This is a genomic window from Massilia sp. Soil_C_3 (assembly GCF_057657035.1).
In genome coordinates, this window is the sequence record NZ_JBDGJG010000010.1 from 164,130 (window position 1) to 185,198 (window position 21,069).

18 protein-coding genes are annotated in these 21,069 nt (G+C 68.0%); 3 read left to right on the top strand and 15 right to left on the bottom strand.

The annotated features are described in order from the left end of the window. Positions 1-36: 36 nt before the first annotated feature. From AC3A6F_RS21115 to AC3A6F_RS21155, 9 genes are all read right to left on the bottom strand, one after another. Positions 37-570 (bottom strand): gluconokinase, encoded by a 534-nt coding sequence (locus AC3A6F_RS21115; protein ID WP_487684508.1) that lies wholly within the window; start codon positions 568-570, stop codon positions 37-39. Between the two features lie 319 nt (positions 571-889). Continuing rightward, positions 890-1,261, bottom strand: coding sequence for a monovalent cation/H(+) antiporter subunit G (gene mnhG, locus AC3A6F_RS21120; protein WP_123068469.1), 372 nt, complete (start codon positions 1,259-1,261; stop codon positions 890-892). Then, positions 1,258-1,536: a K+/H+ antiporter subunit F gene (locus tag AC3A6F_RS21125; RefSeq protein WP_123068470.1), complete on the bottom strand. Its 279-nt coding sequence runs from the start codon at positions 1,534-1,536 to the stop codon at positions 1,258-1,260. The genes mnhG and AC3A6F_RS21125 overlap by 4 nt, the downstream gene beginning before the upstream one ends. Then, the gene (locus AC3A6F_RS21130; protein ID WP_487684513.1) at positions 1,520-2,050 is read right to left on the bottom strand and encodes a Na+/H+ antiporter subunit E; all 531 of its coding nucleotides are present in this window, start codon (positions 2,048-2,050) and stop codon (positions 1,520-1,522) included. The genes AC3A6F_RS21125 and AC3A6F_RS21130 overlap by 17 nt, the downstream gene beginning before the upstream one ends. Beyond that, entirely contained in the window at positions 2,047-3,717 is a 1,671-nt protein-coding gene (locus tag AC3A6F_RS21135) for a monovalent cation/H+ antiporter subunit D (protein ID WP_487684516.1), read from the bottom strand. Before AC3A6F_RS21135 ends, AC3A6F_RS21130 begins: the two co-directional genes overlap by 4 nt. Continuing rightward, the gene (locus AC3A6F_RS21140; protein WP_137171490.1) at positions 3,714-4,058 is read right to left on the bottom strand and encodes a Na+/H+ antiporter subunit C; all 345 of its coding nucleotides are present in this window, start codon (positions 4,056-4,058) and stop codon (positions 3,714-3,716) included. Before AC3A6F_RS21140 ends, AC3A6F_RS21135 begins: the two co-directional genes overlap by 4 nt. After that, positions 4,058-6,970: a monovalent cation/H+ antiporter subunit A gene (locus tag AC3A6F_RS21145; RefSeq protein WP_487684519.1), complete on the bottom strand. Its 2,913-nt coding sequence runs from the start codon at positions 6,968-6,970 to the stop codon at positions 4,058-4,060. Before AC3A6F_RS21145 ends, AC3A6F_RS21140 begins: the two co-directional genes overlap by 1 nt. A gap of 60 nt (positions 6,971-7,030) precedes the next feature. Then, positions 7,031-7,927, bottom strand: a complete 897-nt coding sequence (locus tag AC3A6F_RS21150) for a universal stress protein (RefSeq protein ID WP_487684522.1) — start codon at positions 7,925-7,927, stop codon at positions 7,031-7,033. 166 nt (positions 7,928-8,093) lie between these two features. Next, positions 8,094-8,627, bottom strand: coding sequence for a hypothetical protein (locus AC3A6F_RS21155; RefSeq protein WP_487684525.1), 534 nt, complete (start codon positions 8,625-8,627; stop codon positions 8,094-8,096). Between the two features lie 175 nt (positions 8,628-8,802). On the opposite strand from AC3A6F_RS21155, the gene AC3A6F_RS21160 reads away from it, so the two are divergent. The 3 genes from AC3A6F_RS21160 to AC3A6F_RS21170 all read left to right on the top strand — a co-directional run bounded on the left by AC3A6F_RS21160 (position 8,803) and on the right by AC3A6F_RS21170 (position 13,227). Next, a complete protein-coding gene (locus tag AC3A6F_RS21160; protein ID WP_487684528.1) occupies positions 8,803-9,906 on the top strand; it encodes a porin in 1,104 nt (367 codons plus the stop codon). A 91-nt stretch (positions 9,907-9,997) separates the two neighbouring features. Further along, a complete protein-coding gene (locus AC3A6F_RS21165) occupies positions 9,998-11,149 on the top strand; it encodes a serine hydrolase domain-containing protein (RefSeq protein ID WP_487684531.1) in 1,152 nt (383 codons plus the stop codon). Positions 11,150-11,214: 65 nt separating this feature from the next. After that, positions 11,215-13,227, top strand: coding sequence for a hybrid sensor histidine kinase/response regulator (locus AC3A6F_RS21170; protein WP_487684534.1), 2,013 nt, complete (start codon positions 11,215-11,217; stop codon positions 13,225-13,227). Here the strand turns inward: AC3A6F_RS21170 and AC3A6F_RS21175 are convergent. From AC3A6F_RS21175 to AC3A6F_RS21200, 6 genes are all read right to left on the bottom strand, one after another. Further along, the gene (locus tag AC3A6F_RS21175; RefSeq protein ID WP_487684537.1) at positions 13,209-14,195 is read right to left on the bottom strand and encodes a Gfo/Idh/MocA family protein; all 987 of its coding nucleotides are present in this window, start codon (positions 14,193-14,195) and stop codon (positions 13,209-13,211) included. The two genes, AC3A6F_RS21170 and AC3A6F_RS21175, sit on opposite strands and share 19 nt — an antisense overlap. After that, positions 14,192-14,761: a heme-degrading domain-containing protein gene (locus AC3A6F_RS21180; protein ID WP_487684541.1), complete on the bottom strand. Its 570-nt coding sequence runs from the start codon at positions 14,759-14,761 to the stop codon at positions 14,192-14,194. Before AC3A6F_RS21180 ends, AC3A6F_RS21175 begins: the two co-directional genes overlap by 4 nt. Beyond that, the gene (locus AC3A6F_RS21185; protein WP_487684544.1) at positions 14,758-16,098 is read right to left on the bottom strand and encodes an MFS transporter; all 1,341 of its coding nucleotides are present in this window, start codon (positions 16,096-16,098) and stop codon (positions 14,758-14,760) included. Before AC3A6F_RS21185 ends, AC3A6F_RS21180 begins: the two co-directional genes overlap by 4 nt. Continuing rightward, positions 16,091-17,119, bottom strand: a complete 1,029-nt coding sequence (locus AC3A6F_RS21190) for a glucokinase (RefSeq protein WP_487684547.1) — start codon at positions 17,117-17,119, stop codon at positions 16,091-16,093. Before AC3A6F_RS21190 ends, AC3A6F_RS21185 begins: the two co-directional genes overlap by 8 nt. A gap of 31 nt (positions 17,120-17,150) precedes the next feature. Beyond that, a complete protein-coding gene (locus tag AC3A6F_RS21195) occupies positions 17,151-18,509 on the bottom strand; it encodes a GH1 family beta-glucosidase (RefSeq protein ID WP_487684550.1) in 1,359 nt (452 codons plus the stop codon). Positions 18,510-18,586: 77 nt separating this feature from the next. Beyond that, on the bottom strand, positions 18,587-21,010 hold the full coding sequence (locus AC3A6F_RS21200) for a TonB-dependent receptor (RefSeq protein WP_487684553.1): 2,424 nt from the start codon (positions 21,008-21,010) through the stop codon (positions 18,587-18,589). Positions 21,011-21,069 lie beyond the last annotated feature (59 nt).

Genomic DNA, 21,069 nt, shown 5'->3' on the forward strand with positions numbered 1-21,069 from the left:
GCCGTGGTTCAGGCGTCGTAATTCGGGCGTCGTGGGTCAGGCGCTTCTGGTGATGCGTTCCACCAGCGCCGACGGCGCCAGGGTGATGTCCAGGGTGAGGCCGGCTTCGTCGGTCTGGAGCGGTTCCAGAATGCTCAGCTGCGAATCGAGCAGCGAGGGCGGCATGTAGTGGCCGGGGCGGCCGTGCATGCGCGCGGCGATCAGCTCGCGCGGTCCGGCCAGGTGCACGAAGCGCAGCGCCGGATCGGCCATGCGCAGCAGGTCGCGGTAGCGTCGCTTGAGGGCCGAGCAGGACAGCACCAGGCCTTCGCCCCGGCTGCGGGCCTGGCCGATCTCGCCCGCCAGCGCGTCCAGCCAGCCGGCGCGGTCCTCGTCGTCGAGCGGGATCCCGGCCGTCATCTTGCTGACGTTGTCGGCCGGGTGGTAGGCGTCGCCTTCGAGGAAGGGGACGGCGAAGTGGCTGGCCAGGGCGGCGCCGATCGTGCTCTTGCCCGATCCGCTGACGCCCATGACGACCCAGCGCAGGGCGCCGGTAGCTGCGGACGGGGTGTTGACGCTGGATGCTGACATCGTTTCTCCTCGAAGACCGTTAGCGCTAACATCGCGGTTTTCGAAGTGTTGTTCAGCTAATTTTTTTTGTAAACACGTTATCGATGTTGCAATGCAATGTGATCCGCGGCTGGTTTTGCCGCTTTGCGGTGGGCGCAACTGGGGGCGCGGATGGTTTTTCACTCAGCAAGCGTCATGAAAACTTGATAGCGCTAACATTGTTGCGGCGCGCAATCTATTTTTCGCGATGTTGTATTTACTCGACGTTGAGGTGCACGAGGCGACGAAAAAAAACGGCCTGGAGTATTTCCAGGCCGAGTTCAAGACCGGTGCCGGTGTCCTACTCGCGCGAGATGGTATAGACCTCGCCCGCGGTCGCGCCCGCGTCGCCCTTCTTGGCGCGCAGGTCGCGGTAGACGGCGGCGCGCATGATCATCATCGCCACCACCGGCGCGGTCAGGAGCACGAACACGGTGATGATGATCTCGTGCACGACCACGCGCGATTGCGCCACCGTGAAGTAGAGCATCGAGGCGATCAGGAGGCTGCCGGCGCCCAGCGTGACCGTGATCGCGGGGCCGTGGATGCGCTGGTAGAAGCTGCGCAGGCGTATCAGGCCGAGCGCGCCGATCAGGATGATGCTCGAGCCCAGGATCAGCAGCAGAGAGACCAGCAGGGCGGCCCAGTCGGGCAGGTGTTCGATGCCGGTCATTCGATGATCTCCCCGCGCATCAGGAACTTCGCCATCGCGATGGTCGAGACGAAGCCGACCAGCGCGATCAGCATCGCCACTTCAAAATAGATCTGGGTGCCGAAGCGGATGCCCAGCACCAGGGCCAGCAGCATGCCGCACATCCAGAGGGTGTCGAGGGCCAGCACGCGGTCGTGGGCCGAGGGGCCGATCAGCAGGCGGGCGGCGCACAGCGCCATTGCCGCCAGCACGCACACGAGGGCGTAGCCGATCGAGAGTTCAAGCAGGGTCGCCATGGCGGGCCTCCGTGTCGAAGATTTGAATGAGGGGCTGTTCGTAGCGGGTTTTGATGGTGTCGACCCACCACGCGGCGTCGTGCAGGTCGAACACGTGCAGCACCAGCTCATGTTTGTCGGGATCGCTCCCGGGCTGCAGCTCGGTCCACACCGTGCCCGGCGTCATATTGATCAGGCAGGACAGCGCCGCCAGGCCGTAGGGATCGCGCATGTCGAGCGGCACGCGGATGAACTGCGAGTTCAGGCTGGCATAGTCGGCGAACAGGATCACGCGGCTCACGTTGAGGCACGAGCGCACCACCTCGACCGAGGCAAAGCCCAGCAGGCGCAGCGCGACGATGGGTTTGTGCAGGCGCGGGTAGCCCAGCGGGTTGAGGTGGCGGGTCAGGATCGGACCGGCGATGCCCAGCAGCGCGCCGAGCAGGATGTGGCCCGGATACAGGGTCTGGTTCAGCAGCAGCCACAGGCCGCACAGCGCCAGCGACACGAACGGGTAGGGAAGCCAGCGCATCATGGCGCCTCCTTGGGCGAGAGGGTCGCGGGCGCGAGGCCAGGCGCGGAGCCGGATCCCGGCACGGTCGGTTCGGACAGCACGCGGCCGATGTAGTTGCCCGGACGGTGGATGTCGTCGCTGGCGCGGGTCAGGTAGCCGAACAGCGGATTGGCCTGCACGGTCATCAGGACCGACAGCGCCAGCAGGAACAGGATCGGCGCCACTTCGGAGCGGTGCACCTTAGGGGGCTCGGTGGCGCCGCTGGCCCAGAAGGTGCGCACGCCGAAGCGCATCATCGAGATCACGGCGATCAGGCCCGAGAGGATGATCAGGGTCATCAGGACCCAGCCGGACGTGGAGATCGTGGCCACGCCCGACACCGCGTCGACCTGCGGATTGAGCAGCGCATGGAACATGCTGAACTTGGCCACGAAGCCCGACAGCGGCGGCAGGCCGGCGATCATCAGCGCGCAGGCGGCGAAGGCCAGCGACAGGAAGGCCATCGCGGCCGGCACGCCGCGGCCGGTCGGTTCGTCCGGCGCATCCTCGACCGCGAACGCTTCCATGGTCAGCGCCAGCATCGCCGAGCGCGGGGTGCGGATGCGGTCGATCAGCTCGATCAGCAGCAGGAAGGCGGCCACCGCGATGGTGGAGCCGATCAGGTAGTAGATGCCGGCCGTGACCAGGGCCGGCTGGCCGTAGCCGATCACCGCCAGCAGGGTGCCGGACGAGACGATCGCGCCATAGCCCGCCATGCGGCCGGCGGTGTCGGTCGACAGCATGCCGGCGGCGCCGAACACGATGGTCGCCATGCCGGCATACAGCAGCGCATCGCCGCCGAAGCCGGCGGCGGCGCCCGCGTTGTCCGAGAAGATGAGCAGCCACAGGCGCAGCACCACATAGGCGCCGACCTTGGTCATCAGGACCAGCATCACCGCCACCGGCGGCGAGGCCGCTGCATAGGTGGTGGGCAGCCAGAAGCCCAGCGGCCACATGGCGCCCTTGGTCAGGAAGGCCAGCGCCAGCACGCTCGCGCCCACCTTGAACAGCGCCAGTTCCTCGCCTGACAGCAGCGGCACGCGCGCGGCCAGGTCGGCCATGTTCAGGGTGCCGGTGGTGGCGTAGATCAGTGCGGTGCCGAGCAGGAACATCAGGGCGGCGGCCAGGTTGATCGCGATGTACTGCATGCTGGCGCGGATGCGCTCGGCGTTATACCCGTGCAGCACCAGACCATACGACGCGGCCAGCATCACTTCGAAGAACACGAACAGGTTGAACAGGTCGTGGGTCAGGAAGGCGCCGTTGATCCCCATGAGCAGGAACTGGAACAGCGTGTGGTAATGCACGCCGATCCGGCCCCAGCGGGTGCGGGTGAAGTGCAGCGAGGCCAGGCCGAGCACTGCGGTGAGCAGCAGCATCAGGGCGGAGAGGCGGTCGGCCAGCAGGGCGATGCCGAACGGCGCGCTCCAGTTGGCGGCCAGGTAGATGCCCATGCCGTCCTGCCAATGGCCGCCGTCGGTCATGAAGATCAGCGCCAGCGACGTCGCAAGAAGGCCTAGCAGCGAGGCGTAGCTGAGCCAGTACTTCAGGCGGTGCCAGCCTTGCGTCAGCGGGGCCAGGGCGGCGCCTGCCAGCAGCGGCAGCAATACCGGCACCAGGATCAGGTGCTGGGTCCAGTGCAAACTCATAATTCAGGCTCCTTGCCATCCACGTGGTCGGTGCCGGTCAGGCCGCGCGAACCGATCATCACCACCAGGTATAGCGCGGTGGTGGCAAAGCCGATGACGATGGCCGTGAGCACCAGGGCTTGCGGCAGCGGGTCGGCCAGGACGGCCGGGTTGGGCGTCGTGCCGGCGGGCGTGAGCGGCGGGGCGTCGACCCACAGGCGGCCCATCACGAAGATGAACAGGTTGACGGCGTAGGACATCAGCATCAGGCCGGCCAGCACCTGGAAGCTGCGCGGACGCAGGATCAGCCAGATGCCGGAGCCGAACACGATGCCGATGGCGAGCGAAATGACGAGCTCCATCAGAAGATCTCCTTGGCAGGTGGCATGGTGGCGCGCGTGGCGTCGGCCGCCGCGCGGTGGCTGCGCAGCGACTGGTGGGCCAGCGCGACCAGGGTCAGCATGGTGGAACCGACCACCACCAGGAACACGCCCAGGTCGAACATGAAGGCGCTCGGGACGTGGATCTCGTCCAGGATCGGCAGCGTGACGTGGGCGGTATGGCTGGTCAGGAACGGGTAGCCGAGGAACCAGGCGCCGATGCCGGTGAAGGCGGCGCACGTCAGGCCCCAGGCGATCCAGCGGTGCGGCCGCAGGCGCAGGTGCGATTCGACCCAGTCGGTGCCGGCCACCATGTACTGCACGATCAGCGCGGTGGCGAAGATCAGGCCGGCGACGAAGCCGCCGCCCGGCAGGTTATGGCCGCGCATGAAGAAGTAGGCCGCCATCACGCCCATCACCGGCAGCAGCAGGCGCAGGTACACGGCCGGCACCATCAGGTAGCCGGTGCTGGCCTGCTCGGCCGGTGTCTGGGTGACGGCCGGATCGACGTCGCTGGCCTGCTGCACCGGGATCGCGATCGATTCGGTGGCGGGGCGGAAGCGGCGCAGCAGGGCATACACCGTCAAGGCCACGGCCGACAGCACGGTGATTTCACCCATGGTGTCGAAGCCGCGGAAGTCGACCAGCAGCACGTTGACCACGTTCGAGCCGCCGCCTTCGGTAAGCGCGCGCAGCACGAAGAATTCGCCGATCGAGGGCGGCGGGGACAGGCTCAGGACCGCATAGCTGGCGGCGGCGATGCCCAGGCCGCCGGCGACGGCGATGGAGCTGTCGCGCCCGCGCCGGAACCAGGTGCTGACCGGCGCCCTTTGCTTGAGACCGGCCGGCGCGAAGCGCGGCGGCAGCCAGCGCAGGCCGAGCAGGATCAGCACCGTGGTCACGGTTTCCACCATCAGCTGGGTCAGCGCGAGGTCGGGCGCCGACAGCCAGACGAAGGTAATCGCGGTGACGATGCCGGTGCCGCCGACCAGGGCCAGCGCCACCAGGCGGTGGTATTTGGCGCTGTAGGCCGCGCCCACTGCGCAGCCGGCGCCGATGATCCACAGCACCGCGAACAGCGGGTCGAGCGCATGCACGCTCAGGGTCGGAATGGTGGGCAGCGGATCGACCAGCAGCAGCGGCGTGGCTACCATGATGGCCATCAGCACCAGCATTTGCGGTTGCAGGCGGCGGGTGCCGGTCCAGCGGATCAGCGCGCTGGCGCCGGTCGACAGCGCCAGCATGGTGTTCTCGTAGGCTTGCGCGCCCTTCAGGCGGTGCAGCATCGGCACCTGGGTGCGCTCGCGCAGGTCGTGGCGGCGCAGCAGGACCCAGTACAACAGGGCGCCCAGCAGCAGCGCGGCGCCGCTCATCATGAGCGCCAGGTTGAAGCCGTGCCAGATCGCCAGGTCGTATTCCGGCATGGCGCTGCCCAGGATCGAGCCGGACGCGACGGCCAGCACGTCGCCGACCACGCGCTCGGGCATCACGCCGACCGCAATGCACAGCACCACCAGGCACTCGACCGGGAAGCGCATCCAGCGCGCCGGCTCGTGCGGCTCTTGCGGCAGGTCCTTGGACAGGCGGCCGAAGAACACGCTGATGAAGCGCAGCGAGTAGGCGACGCTGAAGATGCCCATCGCCACCGCCACGTACGACAGGGTCCAGTCTTCGCTGCCGCCCACGTGTGCGGTCTCGGCGAAGAACATCTCCTTCGACAGGAAGCCGTTCAGCAGCGGCACGCCGGCCATCGAGGCCGAGGCCACGATCGCCAGCGCGGCCGTCACCGGCATCGCACGGCGCAATCCGCGCAGCACGCGCATGTCGCGGGTGCCGGTCTCGTGGTCGACGATGCCGACCGCCATGAACAGCGAGGCCTTGAAGATCGCGTGGTTCATGATGTGGAACACCGCCGCCACCACCGACAGCGGGGTGCCGATGCCCAGCAGGCAGGTGATCAGGCCGAGGTGGCTGATGGTCGAGTAGGCCAGCAGCCCCTTCATGTCGTTCTGGAAGATCGCGAAGAACGAGGCCAGCACCAGGGTGGTGGCGCCGGCGCCGAGGATGAGCCAGGTCCATTCCGGGGTGCCGCCGAGGGCCGGGTACAGGCGCGCGAGCAGGAACACCCCGGCCTTGACCATGGTGGCCGAGTGCAGATAGGCCGACACCGGGGTCGGCGCCGACATCGCATGCGGCAGCCAGAAGTGGAACGGGAACTGCGCGCTCTTGGTCAGCGCGCCGAGGGCGATCAGCACCAGCGCCGGCAGGTAGAGCGCATGGGCGCGGATCTGGTCGCCGGCCGCCAGCACCGCCTCGAGCTCGTAGCTGCCGACAATGTGGCCGAGGGTGAGCACGCCGGCCAGCAGGCACAGGCCGCCGGCGGTGGTGACGGTGAAGGCCATGCGCGCGCCGCGGCGGGCGTCGATACTGTCTTGCCAGTAGCCGATCAGGAGGAAGGACGTCAGGCTGGTGAGTTCCCAGAACACCACCAGCTGGATCAGGTTGCCCGACAGGACCACGCCCATCATCGAGCCCATGAAGGCCAGCATGTAGGCGTAGAAGCGCGCCACGGGGTCGCGCTTGGACATGTAATAGCGCGCGTACAGGATCACCAGCAGGCCAATGCCGAGCACCATGATCGAGAACAGCCAGGCCAGGCCGTCCATGCGGATGATGATGTCCAGGCCGAACATCGGCAGCCAGCTGTGGCGTGATTGCAGCACCTCGCCGGCATCGAGGGCGGGGAACTGGGCAATGGCGAAGATGAGGGCCGTCAGGGTAAACGCGCCGGCCGCGATGGCGGGACGGTTGCGTGACCCATTGGGCAGGCAGGCGGAGACGAAGGCGCCGGCGAAAGGAAGAAGGACGAGCAGGATCAGTGGCAGTGAGGTCATCGACATCATCCTTCGGGGCAGTGCGACATATAGCGGCGCGCGCAGAGGCGCAGGGCGATTTTAGGTTTTCTCATTCTCATCATATTCTCCAGGGCGCACAGGGGGACGTACAAGCAGCGTGTCGCACACGACTGCCTGCAGCAGGTATTCACTGCGGCTACCGGTCAGGAGGCGCATCAGCGCCGATTCTTCATGCAGGCCGAGCACGACCAGATCGATACTATTATCCACTACATGGCGCGCAAGCTGGGAGGCGGGTTCGCCTTCGCCGATCACCGGATCGAGCAGGTCACGCGCGCCGGGCGGCAGCGCGCAGCCGTCCAGGAAGCGGATCAGCTCCGCATGCGGCGGCGCATCCGGCGCCAAGGTGTCGGCTACCCGCATGTCGGCGCCATGGGCATGGAACACGGTGATCCGGCGTCCGGGGAACAGGCGGGCCGCCGTTTCCAGCGCCAGGGCGGCGGCCGGGGTGAAGTCGGTGGCCACCATGATGCGGCGGTAGGGACCGCGCACGCGCTGGCGCACCACCAGCAGCGGCTGCGCCAGGCCGCGCGCCAGTTTTTCGACGGTCGATCCGAGCAGCAGGTCGCCCAGGCTGTCGTGCTGCGAGGCGCCGGCGACCACGATGGCGCCGGGCAGGGTGGCCGCGCTGTCGAGGATGGCGGCGGGGGCCGCACCGGTGGCGAAACGCTGGGCGACCTGCAGGGGTGAGCCGGCGAACTCGCGCGCGAACTCCTCGCGCGCCGCGCGTTCCTGGTGGGCGCGGCCGGCGTCGCCGTCGAGCCATTGGAGAACGTCGCCGGGCGCCTGGGGTGCGTCGTGCACCGTCAGGACCACCAGCGGTATTGAAAATTCGTCGGCCAGCTGCTTGGCGCGTTCGAGCGGCCGGTCGCAGCGGGCGCTCAGGTCCGTCGCAAGCAACAATCCGGGGGGCGTAGTCGGGCTAGGGTCTGGCATGCGCCGCCTCATGGAAAGTCTTCTCGGAAGGCGACACTCTACCGTAGTTGACTACCTGACTACAACGCGTTTCTTCAGTTATTTTGAATTTACTTCGTATAACTCCGGGTGCAGTGCAGCATTCTCGCGCATCGTCGACCCGCGAACCCGATCCCGGATCCTGGCGTCAGGCGGTAACGTCGAGCGCGGGCGCGGCGGCTTCAATCTGTCCATACGCGATGCGCACCTCTGCCTGTTTTTCGTTTTGCTCGCGTAGCCTGGCCTCGTAGGCGGCGCGTTCCTCGTCGCTGACCGTCTTGTCCGAATTGGTGTCGGCTTCGGCGATGTAGTCGGTGTCGGCGGTCTCCGAGGATGCCGCAGCGCCCCCGGCGCCGCCCGCCGGCGCAGGGGGCGCCGCGGCCGGGGCCTGGGCGGTCCCGGTGTCCTCGACCGCCTCGCTGTCCTCGCTCGACGCCGTGGCCGATGCCGGCGATGCGTCCACGGCGCGCTGCACGCGCGCGGCGTCGGCCTGGGCATTCAATTCGTCGCCCAGGCGCGCCGTGGCCGCCGACTCGGCGCTTTGGGCTGGCGTCGCTGGCGCCGCGTCGGCGTCCGGTGGCGTGACCGTAGTGGCGGGGCTGATCGCCGCCTCGTCGTTCTTCTTCGGGCTTGGGGCATATGCCGCCTGTGCGGCGCTGGCGCCGCCGATGCTGTCGATCATGGTCGTTTCCTGTTACGGGGTTCGTCCATGATTAACGGCCGGGCGGACCGCGCGGCGCAGGGTGCGAAATGTAAAGCGGCGTAAAACCAACACGTTTGGGGGGATGGATTTCCCCTCGATTGGGGATAGGCCGGGATGGGTCCCGTGGCCGACAATTCTGGCAAGGAGAGTCTCGATGAGTAAATACTTGCGCCGCAGTGCGCTGGCGTTCGCGGCCTGCGCCGCCGCCCAGGCCCAGGCCCAGACCCAGGTCCAGCTCTATGGCCGCCTGAACGCTTCGGCCGAATACGTGAAGGCATCCGCCACTGCCGACGGCCCGCGCCTGAGCCAGCAACGGGTATCGAACAACCGCTCGGTGCTCGGTTTTCGCGGCAGCGAAGACCTGGGCGGCGGGGTCAGCGCCATCTTCCAGGTCGAGGGCACGCTCTCGCTGGATACCGGCGCGGGTGAGCTAGCGCGCCGCGATACCCGGGTCGGCATCGATGGCGGCTTCGGCACGCTGTTCGCCGGTCACTGGGTCACCGCCTACAACGGCGCGACGTCGAGCCTCGACCCTTTCTACCCGACTACCGCCGGCTATATGAGCATCATCGGCAACGGCGCCGGGGCGGCGGTCGACAACGTGAACAATCTGTCTTCCTTCGACCGGCGCCAGGCCAACTCCATCCATTACTGGAGCCGGCCCTGGAAGGGTATCGGCCTGCGCCTGACGCACGGCCTGGCGGAGGAACGCCCGGCCAGCGGCGCCAAGCCATCCCTGACCTCGGCCGCAATGGTCTATGAGCAGGGGCCATGGTATGCGACGCTGGCCCACGAGCGGCACCACGAATACCAGGGGCCGGGATTGCGCGACAGCGGCACCAAGCTGGCCGTGGCGCGGCGCTTCGGCGATACCCGGGTGGCGCTGCTGGCCGAACGCCTCGAGTACGAGACGCCTGCGGGCGGCCTGGATCGCAACGCCTGGTATGTCTCGGTCACCCACCAACTCGGCGCGCACGGCCTGCGCCTCGGGCTAGCGCAGGCTGGTGATGGAAAGGGCGACGGCAAGGGCGCCGGCGGCAACCGGGTCGGCTTCATTCGTGGCGGCGCACAGACCGGCGCCACCCACGTCACGCTCGGCTACGAGTACACGCTGTCGAAGCGCACCGCGCTGCATGCCTACGTCACCCACCTCGACAACGAGGAAAATGGCGCCTACGACTTCGCGATCAACAGCCTGGGCGCGGCGCCCGGCGCCACCCTGAAAGGCGCCACGCTCGGGCTGCGCCACAGCTTCTGATCCACCCGGCATAGCGATTGTCCGGCGTCCGGCTCGGCGCTACACTTGGTTGTCCCGTCGTCCGTACGGGAACTCAACCAGGGAGAAGCCGATGAGAGCACTGTTCGTGGCGGTCGTGTCGCTGTTGGTTGTCAGCTGTTCGAGCGCATCGCGCGGGCTTGACCCGGGCTTCACGGACGGCGACATCGAGGCCCTGATGGCGCGCGCAAAAGTGGTGGGGCTGGCGCTGGCGGTGATCGACGAGGGCCAGGTGGTCAAGGTCGCGGCCTACGGCAAGCGCAATCTGGAACGCGACCTTCCGCTGCAGCCCGATACCGTCATGTACGGCGCCTCGCTGACCAAGACTGCCTTCGCCTACATGCTGCTGCAGCTGGCCAGCGAAGGCCGGCTCGACCTCGATGCCCCGCTCACGCGGCTACTGCCCAGGCCCTTGCCCGACTACCGGCTTGGCGAGCGCCGGGATTTCAGCGACCTGGCCGGTGACGAACGCTGGCGCCAACTGACGCCGCGCATCCTGCTCACGCATGCGGGCGGCTTCGCCAACTTCCGCTGGCTCGAGCCGGACGAAAAGCTGCGCTTTCACTTCGACCCCGGCGCGCGCTATGCCTATTCGGCCGAAGGCATGTACATCCTGCAGCTGATCGTCGAGCAGGGCCTGGGGCTCGATGCCGGCCGCGAGATGCAGGTGCGCGTGTTCGACCGCCTCGGCATGCCCAATACCGCGATGCGCTGGCGGCCGGACTTCGCCGCCAACCTGGCCGACGGCTACACCATGGAGGGCAAGATGGAGCCGCACGACCAGCGCAGCGCCGTCACCGCCGCCGGCTCGATGGACACCACGATCGCCGACCAGGCCCGCATGTGGGCAGCGCTCGTGCGCGGCGACGCACTGAGCGCCAAGCTGCGCGCCGAGATGGTCCGCCCGCAGCTGCCGATCCTGAGCGCCGGCCAGTTCCCGACCCTGGCGTCGCGGCCCGGCGCGCAAGTAGCGGGGCTGGCGGCCGGCCTGGGCGTGGTCACTTTCCACGATCGCAGCGGCACCGGATGGTTCAAGGGTGGGCACAACGACAGCACCGGCAATATGGCGATCTGCCTCGAGGCGCGCCGGCGCTGCCTGGTGATGCTGTCCAACGATGTGCGCGCCGAGCGCATCTTCCCCGAGATCGCGCGCCTGGCGCTGGGCGAGAACGATATGCCGTGGCGCTGGGAATACGGCTGGTATGCCGATATGCCCGAGCCCTGACGAGGCTTGCCGGCCGGCACCCGTGCCCGGTCGATCGGCTGGCGCTGGTACGATGGCGCCAGCCCATGAACACGTTATCAACCAAACATGCCGTTCCGGCAGGCGCCGCCATTGCCTGCCTGCTGCTCGCCATCGCCACGCTGGCAGGCTGGGGGCTGCACTCGCCGTTGATGATCGGCGCCGGCATCGGCGCCCCGCAGATGTATCCACTCAGCGCGGTCGGCTTCATATGCGCCGGCGCCAGCGTGCTGCTGCAATTGCATCCGGTGCGTCCGATCGCGCGCGCCGGCCGCGTCCCCGCCCTGCTGCTCGTGGCGATCGGGCTTGGCGGCGCGGCGATGCGTCTCTCCGGCTCCGCGCCGGCGCCGCTGTCGCTCGGCCTGGGCGCCGCGTCCAGCGCATGGAGCCTGCCGGCGCCGCTTACCTCCGGCCTGCTCGTCGTGCTCGGCGCCAGCCTGGCCCTGGTGGGCGTGCGGCGCACGGTCGGCATCGCCCAGGCGCTGGCCGCCAGCGTCCTGCTGTTCGCGCTGTTGACCATCGCCGGCTTCGCCGCCGAGGACACTTTCCTGTACCAGCTGCTGCCGGGACGCGGCACCTCGCTGCGCACCGCGCTGGCCTTCATGCTGGCCGCTACCGGCGTGCTGGCGCTGCGTCCGGACCGGGGCATGATGGTGGCGCTGTCCAGTTCCACGCCCAGTAGCCGCACGTTGCGCCGGTTGATAGTGCCGCTGGTGCTGGCCCCGATCGCGCTGGGCATGGTCGCCACCGCCGCGGTGCGCACGGCCGACCCGGCCATCGACCTGACCACCATGATCTGGCTGTTCGTGTGGGGCCTGCTGGTGATCCTGATCGCCGTGGTGTGGCGCTTCGCCTACCAGCTGTACCGCCAGGACCTGACGCGAGGCATGGCCGAGCGCGAACGCAACGAGGCGCTGCAGGCGCTGCGCCTGGCGGACGAGCGCAAGAACGAATTCCTGGCCATGCTGGCGCACGAGCTGAGAAATCCGCTGGCGCCGATCAGCACTGCCGCAGGCCTGCTCAGGAGCGTGTATGCGAGCGACCCGGGCGCGGTGCGGCGCACCAGCGAGATCATCGCGCGACAGGTCGACCACATGGTGCACCTGGTGGACGACCTGCTGGACGTGTCGCGCGTCACGCGCGGCATGATCGAACTGAAACGCGAACGGGTCGACCTGCGCCAGGTCGTCACCGCCGCGCTGGAGCAGGTGCAGCCCCTGCTGGAGATGAAGCGCCACCGCCTGCGCACCGTGCTGCCGGATGCCAGGGTGCTGGTCGAGGGCGACGCCAAGCGCCTGATCCAGGTGCTGGCCAACCTGGTCAACAATGCCGCGAAATACACGCCGGACGAAGGCAGCGTGCTGGTCACGGTGCGCACCGAGGGCAGCGAGGCGGTGCTGGCGGTGCAGGACGACGGCATCGGCATCGCGCCCGAACTGCTGCCCGACGTGTTCGGCCTGTTCACCCAGGCGCGGCGCACGCCGGACCGGGCCCAGGGCGGCCTGGGCCTGGGCTTGGCGCTGGTGAAGAACCTGGTCGAGCTGCATGGCGGCCGGGTGCGCGTCGACAGCGCCGGATTGGGCCACGGCAGCACCTTCAGCGTGACCTTGCCGCGCCTGGGAGAGATGTCCGCGCCCATGGCCGACACCGCGACACCGGCCGCACGGGTGCGTGGCGACGAGGCGGGGCGGGGGCGGGTGCTGGTGGTGGACGACAATGTCGATGCGGCGACTTCGCTGGCGCTGCTGCTGGAGGCCCAAGGCTATCGGGTGGACGTCGAACACGCCCCGGCGCCTGCCTTGCGGCGCGCGCTGGAAGAAACCCCGGACGCCTGCATCCTCGACATCGGCCTGCCCGATATGGACGGCCGCCAACTGGCGCGCCGCATCCGCGCCGGGCTGGGAGAACGCACGCCGCTGCTGATCGCGCTGACCGGCTACGGCAGCGACGCCGATCGCCAGGCCGCGCTGGACGCCGGCTTCGATCATTACCTGGTCAAGCCAGCCAATATCCAGCAGCTCGAAGCGCTGCTGGCCAGCTCTCAGGCGTCGCTCGGATAGTGCAGCCCGATCTGCCTGCGGATCGTGTCGAGCAGGCCCATGATCGCCAGCGTATCGTCGTGGGTCATGTCGGGATGCTCGAGCAGGCCGTCGCGCAGGCACTGTCCGGCGGCGATTGCCTCGTGGGTGTAGCCGTTGCCGAGCCAGGGCGTCGAAATCGTGCGCGAGGGGCCGTCCAGCAGGTCGACCGTGACGTTTTCGGTCATGTGGAACATGCGATGCATGCGCACGCTGCCGCGCGTGCCGGACACCACCAGCTCGCTCGGCGCGCGCGCCCGCAGCGAGCAGCTGCAGATCGACAGGGTGCCGCCCGCGTGGCGCATGGTGAAGGCGGTGGTGAGATCGACGCCGGTCTCGCCCATGACGGCCTGCGCCTGCACCGCCTCGACCCGGCCCAGCAGGGCGCAGGCGATCGACAGCGGATAGATCCCCAGGTCGAGCAGGGCGCCGCCGCCCAGGGTCGGATCGTTGACGCGGTGGCTTGGCTCGGGCGTGGCCGAGAAACCGAAGTCGGCGTGCAGCTGGGTCACGGCGCCGATCTCGCCGGAGGCGATGATGCGCTTCACCTCCGCCAGGGCCGGCATGAAGCGGGTCCACATCGCTTCCATCAGGAACAGTTTTTTTGCCCGCGCCAGCGCCACGACCTCGCCCGCCTCGCGCCGGTTCATCGCGAATGGCTTTTCGCACAGCACCGCCTTGCCGCCGCGCAGGGCGAGCAGGGCGTTGGCGGCGTGCATCGGGTGCGGCGTGGCGATATAGACGATGTCAACATCGGGCGAGTCGGCCAGCTCCTCGTAGCTGTTGAACGCGAGGGGCACGTCAAACTGCTGTGCGAAAGCCTGCGCGCCTTCGCTGCTGCGCGAGGCGACCGCGGCCAGCACGGCGTCGGGCGTGGCGCGCAGGCCGGCCGCGAAGTCGCGGGCGATGCGCCCGGTGCCGAGGATGCCCCAGCGGATGATGCGGGTCATGGCTGCTCTCCGATATGCAGATGGTCTTTCAGCGCGGCCACCACCAGCGCGTGGTCGTCCGCGCCGGGCAGGCCCGACGCCGTGACCGTGCCGACCGCGCCGCGGCCGCGCACGACGATCGGGTAGGCGCCGCCGTGGGCCGCGTAGTCGCGCATGTCGAGGCCCGGCAGCTTGTCGTGGTCGCCGCCGGCCTGGCGCACTTCGTTGTGGGTGTAGAAGGAGCTGTGGCCGGTGCGCCTGACCAGGTTGTTCTTGCGCCGGATCCAGTCCGCATGGTCGGGCGAGGCGCCCGGCATCGCATGCGCGAACAGGACCGTGTCGCCTTGCTTTATCTCGAGCGTCACCGGGCGGCTGGCGCTGCGCGCTCGCGCCACCAGCGCAGCGCCGAGGGCGGCGGCGGTGTCCTTGTCGAAGCGGTCGAACTGGAGCTGTCGTTCTTCCTGCAGCAGGGCGTCGAGCGAGATGGTGGCGATGTCGGTCATGGCGGATGGTGGTGGCGCTTGCTGCGCCGCGGCCACGGCCACGGACAGCAGCAGGCAGGAAGCAAAACCGGCATGGCGCATCATGCCGGCACCGTCTTGCCCTCGGCATCGCGGTCCGGCTCCGCCTTCGGCTGGCTGCCGTCGTCGTGGTAGAACGGCGCGAACCAGGTGGCCAGGAAGGAGGGAATGGTGGCGACCATCACCAGCACGAAGTAGCCGACGTAACCCATCATCTCTTGCAGGTGGCCGCTGATCACGCCGGTGACCATGCCGCACAGGCCCATCAGGCCGGTGCCGAAGGCATAGTGGGTGGTGGTGTACTTGCCCGGCGCGAGCTGCTGCATCAGGTAGATCATGAAGCCGACGGCCCCGAAGCCGAAGAAGAATTTTTCGATCGCGACGCCGAGCGTGATCAGGACCAGGCTCGATGGCATGGTGAGCGCCAGCACCAGGAAGGCCACGTTCGGGATGTTGATCGCGCAGCACAGCACGAACAGCGTCGCCTTCAGGCCGCGTTTGGCGACGTACAGGCCGCCGAGCAGCGAACCGACCAGCACCGCGGCCAGGCCGTAGGTGCCGTAGATCAGGCCCAGCATTTCGTTCGACAGGCCCAGGCCGCCCTTCGAGGCGGGATCGACCATGAAGAAGGGGCCGATCTTTTCCAGCAGGCCCACGCTGAAGCGGAACAGGAAGGCGAAGGCGATCATGCGCCACACGCCGCGCTTCTGGAACAGGGTGACGAAGGCGTCGAGCAGGATGCGGCCGGCGTCCTTCACCGAGGACGGCGTGTCGGCCGCGCGCGCGCCTTGCGGCATGGTGCGCCAGTGCCACAGCGCCATCAAGAGGGTCAGGCCGCCGACCAGCAGGAAGATGATGCGCCAGGCATCGATCCAGTCCGGCCCGAACACGGTGGGGTCGTGGCCGAAGACGTGGGTGTGCAGGTAGCCGGAGAGGTAGACCATGCCGCCGGCGGCCACGATCGGGCCGATATTCCAGGACAGGCTCTGGATGCCGCAGTACAGCGACTGCGCGCGGGCGTCGAGCGAGGTCACGTAGACGCCGTCGCTGGCGATGTCTTGCGTCGCGCCGATGAACGACAGGGCAAAGAAGATCGCCATCAGGAAGGTCATGTAGCCGGGCAGCTCCATCAGCAGCGCGACCCCGGCGAAGCCGGCGCCGATCGCCACCTGCGCGCACAGCACGAAGAACTTCTTGGTGCGGTACATCTCGACGAACGGCGCGAACAGCGGCTTGACCGTATACGCCAGGATCAGCAGGCTCGAGTACTGGGCGGCGCGGCCGTTGTCCATGCCCAGGTTCTTGAACATGATGGCGGTGACGCTGGTGAGCATCACGTAGCCGAGCGCCATCGTGAAGTATCCGGTCGGCACCCACAGCAGCGGCGAGGCGATCTTACGCATGGGTGGTCTCCGTGCTCGTGCTCGTGCGTGGCGCTGTCGCATGGGTCCAGGCCAGGTGGTCCGACAGGATCGCGGAGGCGCCCTGCAGGGCCGGATAGGGCGCCGTGATCAGCCAGGTGGGGATGCGCGCGGTGAACTCGCTGAAGCGGCCCTTGCGCTCGAAGCGCGGGCGGAATGGCGAGGCGACGAAATAGGCGCCCAGGCGCGGCACGACGCCGCCGCCGATATAGATGCCGCCGCGCGCGCCGAGGGTCACCGCCAGGTTGGCCGCCACCGTGCCCAGCATGCCGCAGAAGCAGTCGATCGCTTCCAGCGACAGGGCGTCGCCGCCGGACAGGCCGCGCGTGACGATGTCGGACGGCGACAAGTCCCTGTCCGGCGCCATGCCGCGGCTCATGGCCAGCGCCTCGCGGATCAGCACCAGGCCCGGCCCGGAGACGAAGCGCTCGGCCGAGACGTGGTCGTAGCGCTGCCAGGCATGGCGCAGCACGGTCACCTCGCGCTCGTCGAGCGGAGAAAAGGCAACGTGGCCGCCTTCGCTATTGAGGGGAAGCCAGCGCTCGCCGCTCGGGACCAGTCCCGAGACACCGAGGCCGGTGCCGGCGCCGACCAGGCCGATGGCGCTGCCTGCCAGTGGGGCGCCACCGCCGACCTGGGCCAGGTCGCCCGGCTGCAGGGCCGGCAGCGACATGGCCAGCGCCGTGAAATCGTTCACCACCAGCAGCGTCTCCAGGCCCAGCGCACCGCGCGCCGCCTCGATCGAGAATGCCCAGTGGTGGTTCGTCATGCGGATGGCGTCGCCCTCCACCGGATTGGCGATTGCGATCACTGCGTGGCTTACCTTCGCATTGGCGCCCGCCAGGTAGAAGCGCAGCGCGTCTTCGAAGCGGGCGTGGTCGGCGCAGGCCAGTGTTTGCACGGCCTGGATCGCGCCCGGCGCCAGCTCGAGGGCGAAGCGCGCGTTGGTGCCGCCGATGTCGGCCAGCAGGCGCGGGCCGTCGGGGTAGGTGTTCGTTTGCATGTCTCCTCCTTGTCGCTCTTTTTCGTGGCGATCAAGTCTCGATGCGGTTTGCCCTGTTACGGGCCGCAATGAATTCGCGATACCACAGCGCGCTGTCCTTCAGGGTGCGCTGCTGCGTCGCATAATCCACGTGCACGATGCCGAAGCGCTTGGCGTAGCCCGAATTCCACTCGAAGTTGTCGAGCAGGCTCCAGAGGAAGTAGCCACGCACGTCGACGCCGGCATCCATCGCCTCCTTGAGCGCGGCCAGGTGGCTGCGCACGTAGGCGATGCGTGCCGGATCGTGGACACGGCCGTTCTCGACCACGTCGGGATTGGCCATGCCGTTCTCGGTAATGTACACCGGCGGCAGGTCGGGGTACTCGGCTTTCAGTTTGATCAGTAATTCCGGCAGGCCTTCCGGGAAGATCTCCCAACCCATGTCGGTCACGCCGTGGCGCGCCGGCGGCGGCACCGGCGGCGTGGCGGCGCTGCACCAGCTGCGGAAATAATAGTTCGAGCCGAGGAAGTCGATCTTCTGTTTGATGATGTCGAAGTCGCCGTCGCGGACCTGCGGCGCGTTGGCGCCATGGCCGCGCAGGGCCAGTTCCGGATAGTGGCCCTTGAAGATCGGGTCCATGAACCACTGCACCGAGCGCGCATACTCGAATTCGGCCATGGCGCGGTCGGCCTCGGAAGCCGAGGCGGCATCGGCGGTCCACTGATTGAGCACGATGCCCAGTTGCGCCGTGCCGCCTACGTCGCGCATGGCGCGCATGGCCAGGCCGTGCGACAGCAGCAGGTGGTGCGAGACCTGGATCGACTGCTTCAGGTCGACCACGCCCGGCGCAAACTGGGCGTTGCCGTAGCCGAGGTTGGCCGTGCACCAGGGTTCGTTGTGGGTGGCGATCGCCTCGATGCGGTTGCCGAAGCGGCGCGCCACTTCATGCGCATAGTCGGCGAAGCGGTACGCGGTGTCGCGATCGAGCCAGCCGCCGTCGTCCTGCAAGCCTTGCGGCAGGTCCCAGTGGTACAGCGTGGCGTGCGGGCGGATGCCCCTGTCGAGCAGCTCGTCGAGCAGGCGGTCGTAGAAGCCGAAGCCGGCTTCGTTCCAGGCGCCACGGCCAGTAGGCTGGACGCGGGCCCAGGCCATCGAGAAGCGGTAGGCATCCACGCCCAGCGAGGCCATGATCTCGACGTCTTCGCGGTAGCGGTGGTAGTGGTCGCAGGCGACGGTGCCGTCGCTGCCATCCTTGATGTTCGCCTTGTTCTTGCAGAAGGTGTCCCAGATCGACGGGCCCTTGCCGTCGACGTCGTGCGCGCCTTCGATCTGGAAGGAACTGGTGGCCACGCCCCAGGTGAAGTCGGATGGGAAGTCGTTGTTGAAGTCGAAGTTGGGGCTCTTGGTCATGGAACTCTCGAATCTGGAACAAATCCACGTGAAAAACAAAAAGGCAGGCCCGGTGAACGGGCCTGCCGTGCTGCGGCTTAGAAATCGAAGCCGGTGTTGATGCCGACGGTGCGCGGCGGCTTGTACTGCGCCAGCCACGGACCGAAGCCGTTGAAGGCGCTGGTCTTGATCTTCTTGTCGCTCACGTTGCGCACGAAGGCGTCGACCCACCATTTGTCCTGCTGGTAGCGCAGGCCGACGTCGGCGCTGGCATAGGCCTTCTGGCGGTCTTCCGCGCCGAGATCGAACACGCTCAGGCGCACTTCATCCTCGTAGCGCGCGGTGATGCGCGGTATCAGGCTGCCGCCGTTGGCCAGGCGGAAGGTGTGCTGATACTGGACCGTGGTCGAGAACTTCGGCGCGTGCGGCAGCTCGTGGCCGGTGACGTCGAGGCAGGTCGAGATGCGCGGATCGACCGTGCACGGCGGCAGCGCATAGTCGTTCGAGCCGGCGATCAGGTGACCGAGCTTGGTGTCGAGGACGGCCAGCGAGATCGACAGGCGGCCATCCTTGGCGATGCGGGCGGCGATCTCGGTTTCCAGGCCGTACACCTCGGCGCCGTCGGCGTTCTCGATGGCCAGACCGCGGCTGCCGTCCGGGAAGCTGACCGGCGAATTGAACTGGAAGTCCTTGAAGTCCATGTAGAACAGCGCGTTGTTGATGCGCAGGGCGCCGTCCAGGAAAGTGCTCTTCGAACCGATCTCGTAGTTGGTGAGGGTCTCTGGCTGGTAGGGCAGGCCGCGATCCTGCACGCCGCCCGACTTGTAGCCGGTCGACACGCTGGCATAGACCATATTGTTGCGGTCGATGTCGTAGTTCAGGCGCACCAGGCCGGTGGCCTTGTTGTCGCTGTAGCGGCCGTCGTTCGGCACGCCCTCGACGTAGCCGTTGGCCGGGTCGCGCGGGTCGATGTGCGGGTTGAGCGGCAGCTGCGGCGAGGCTGGGTCATAGCCCCAGGTGTAGCCGCGTCCGCCGATGTGCACGCGCTTGTCGTGGGTGTAGCGCACGCCGCCGGTCAGGTGCCAGGCGTCGGTGATGTTCCAGGTGGCCTGGCCGAACACGGCCGAGGTGTCCACGGTCTGCTTCGGCTGGATGAACGAACCCTGCCAGTTCACGGCGCCGTCCGGGGTGCCTTTCATGCCGGCGATGTCGAAGCGGATGTCGTTCTTCTCGTTGCCATAATAGGCGCCGACCTGCCAGTCGACCGTGCGCGTGCCGGTCGACTGCAGCAGCAGTTCGTGGCTGTGGCTTTTGTAGTTGGAATCGACCGTGGTGTGTTCCTGGAAGATGCCGCCGGTGGTGATCGAGGTCGGGACGACCGTGCCGCCGTCCTGGTCGAAGCGCATGTCGCCGCTGTACTTGGACCAGCCGGCCACGTATTGCAGCGCCATGTCGGGGCTGATGTCCCAGCTCAGGCGGCTGCGCACATTGTGGCTGTCGCGGTTGATCCACGGGGCGCTGTCGGACAGGGTCGACCAGTGCTTCTCGCCGGCGCGCGGGACCTGCATCAGGTTGGCGCTCGGGGTGCCGCGGTCGATGAATTTTTCGTAGGCGATATCCCAGCGCACGTTGGGCGCCAGTTGCCACAGCAGCGACAGGCGCGCCGCGCTCTGGTCCTGGGCGCTGTACTTGTCGCCGCCCGAGACGAACTGGTTCGGATTGATCGGACGGAAACCGGCCGGGTCGGCGCCCGAGGCCAGGTAGGCGGCGCGCTGCGACTCGACCGACGGGTTCTTGAAGCGCTGGTAGTCGACATAGCCGTCGTGGCGCTCGTGCACCACGGCGAAGCGCAGCGCGGCATTCTCGGAGACCGGGATGTTGACCGCGCCGCGCACGCCCAGGCGGTTGTAGTCGCCGATGCCGCCCTCGAGATAGCCGGCGCGGCTGTTCAGTTCCGGCTTGACGGTCTGGATGTTGACCGCGCCGACGGTGGAGTTGCGGCCCCACAGCGTGCCTTGCGGGCCGCGCAGCACCTCGATGCCCTCGACGTCGAACAGCAGCGCGGTGGCGCCTTCGGCGCGCGGCGAATAGACGTTGTCGACGAAGGACGCGACTTCGGGGTCGGCGTACTCGGTCTTGGCGCTGTCGTTGCCGATGCCGCGCAGGGTCATGGTGGTAACGCCATGGTCGCCCTGCGACGTGGCCTGGAAGCCCGGCACCAGCGCCACCACGTCGAGCATGGTCTGCACGTGGTTGTCCTGCAGGGTGGCGGCATTGAGCGCGGTGACCGCGATCGGGGTGCGCTGCAGCGAGGTCGAACGCTTGGTGGCGGTGACCTTCACCTCGGCGATCTGGCCGTTGTCGACGACGGCGGGCGGCGTGGCGGCGGCAGGGGATGCCGGGTCGGACGCGGTCTGGGCCTGGGCGCTGCCGATGCCGGCCAGCAGGGTCAGGATGGCGAGGCGGATGGGGGTGGACGACGAGGTGCGTACTGCGGCCCCCACGGGCGTAGTCTTGGTCATTGCTTGTCTCCGAGTATTGTTTTATGGGGTAAATCGAGGCGCTGAGAGCGCTAACACAC

Excerpts from the sequence above, each read along its gene's own strand:
- AC3A6F_RS21115 (WP_487684508.1), bottom strand. The coding sequence starts at position 570 with ATGTCAGCATCCAGCGTCAACACCCCGTCCGCAGCTACCGGCGCCCTG.
- mnhG (WP_123068469.1), bottom strand. The coding sequence starts at position 1,261 with ATGACCGGCATCGAACACCTGCCCGACTGGGCCGCCCTGCTGGTCTCT.
- AC3A6F_RS21125 (WP_123068470.1), bottom strand. The coding sequence starts at position 1,536 with ATGGCGACCCTGCTTGAACTCTCGATCGGCTACGCCCTCGTGTGCGTG.
- AC3A6F_RS21130 (WP_487684513.1), bottom strand. The coding sequence starts at position 2,050 with ATGATGCGCTGGCTTCCCTACCCGTTCGTGTCGCTGGCGCTGTGCGGC.
- AC3A6F_RS21135 (WP_487684516.1), bottom strand. The coding sequence starts at position 3,717 with ATGAGTTTGCACTGGACCCAGCACCTGATCCTGGTGCCGGTATTGCTG.
- AC3A6F_RS21140 (WP_137171490.1), bottom strand. The coding sequence starts at position 4,058 with ATGGAGCTCGTCATTTCGCTCGCCATCGGCATCGTGTTCGGCTCCGGC.
- AC3A6F_RS21145 (WP_487684519.1), bottom strand. The coding sequence starts at position 6,970 with ATGACCTCACTGCCACTGATCCTGCTCGTCCTTCTTCCTTTCGCCGGC.
- AC3A6F_RS21150 (WP_487684522.1), bottom strand. The coding sequence starts at position 7,927 with ATGCCAGACCCTAGCCCGACTACGCCCCCCGGATTGTTGCTTGCGACG.
- AC3A6F_RS21155 (WP_487684525.1), bottom strand. The coding sequence starts at position 8,627 with ATGATCGACAGCATCGGCGGCGCCAGCGCCGCACAGGCGGCATATGCC.
- AC3A6F_RS21160 (WP_487684528.1), top strand. The coding sequence starts at position 8,803 with ATGAGTAAATACTTGCGCCGCAGTGCGCTGGCGTTCGCGGCCTGCGCC.
- AC3A6F_RS21165 (WP_487684531.1), top strand. The coding sequence starts at position 9,998 with ATGAGAGCACTGTTCGTGGCGGTCGTGTCGCTGTTGGTTGTCAGCTGT.
- AC3A6F_RS21170 (WP_487684534.1), top strand. The coding sequence starts at position 11,215 with ATGAACACGTTATCAACCAAACATGCCGTTCCGGCAGGCGCCGCCATT.
- AC3A6F_RS21175 (WP_487684537.1), bottom strand. The coding sequence starts at position 14,195 with ATGACCCGCATCATCCGCTGGGGCATCCTCGGCACCGGGCGCATCGCC.
- AC3A6F_RS21180 (WP_487684541.1), bottom strand. The coding sequence starts at position 14,761 with ATGATGCGCCATGCCGGTTTTGCTTCCTGCCTGCTGCTGTCCGTGGCC.
- AC3A6F_RS21185 (WP_487684544.1), bottom strand. The coding sequence starts at position 16,098 with ATGCGTAAGATCGCCTCGCCGCTGCTGTGGGTGCCGACCGGATACTTC.
- AC3A6F_RS21190 (WP_487684547.1), bottom strand. The coding sequence starts at position 17,119 with ATGCAAACGAACACCTACCCCGACGGCCCGCGCCTGCTGGCCGACATC.
- AC3A6F_RS21195 (WP_487684550.1), bottom strand. The coding sequence starts at position 18,509 with ATGACCAAGAGCCCCAACTTCGACTTCAACAACGACTTCCCATCCGAC.
- AC3A6F_RS21200 (WP_487684553.1), bottom strand. The coding sequence starts at position 21,010 with ATGACCAAGACTACGCCCGTGGGGGCCGCAGTACGCACCTCGTCGTCC.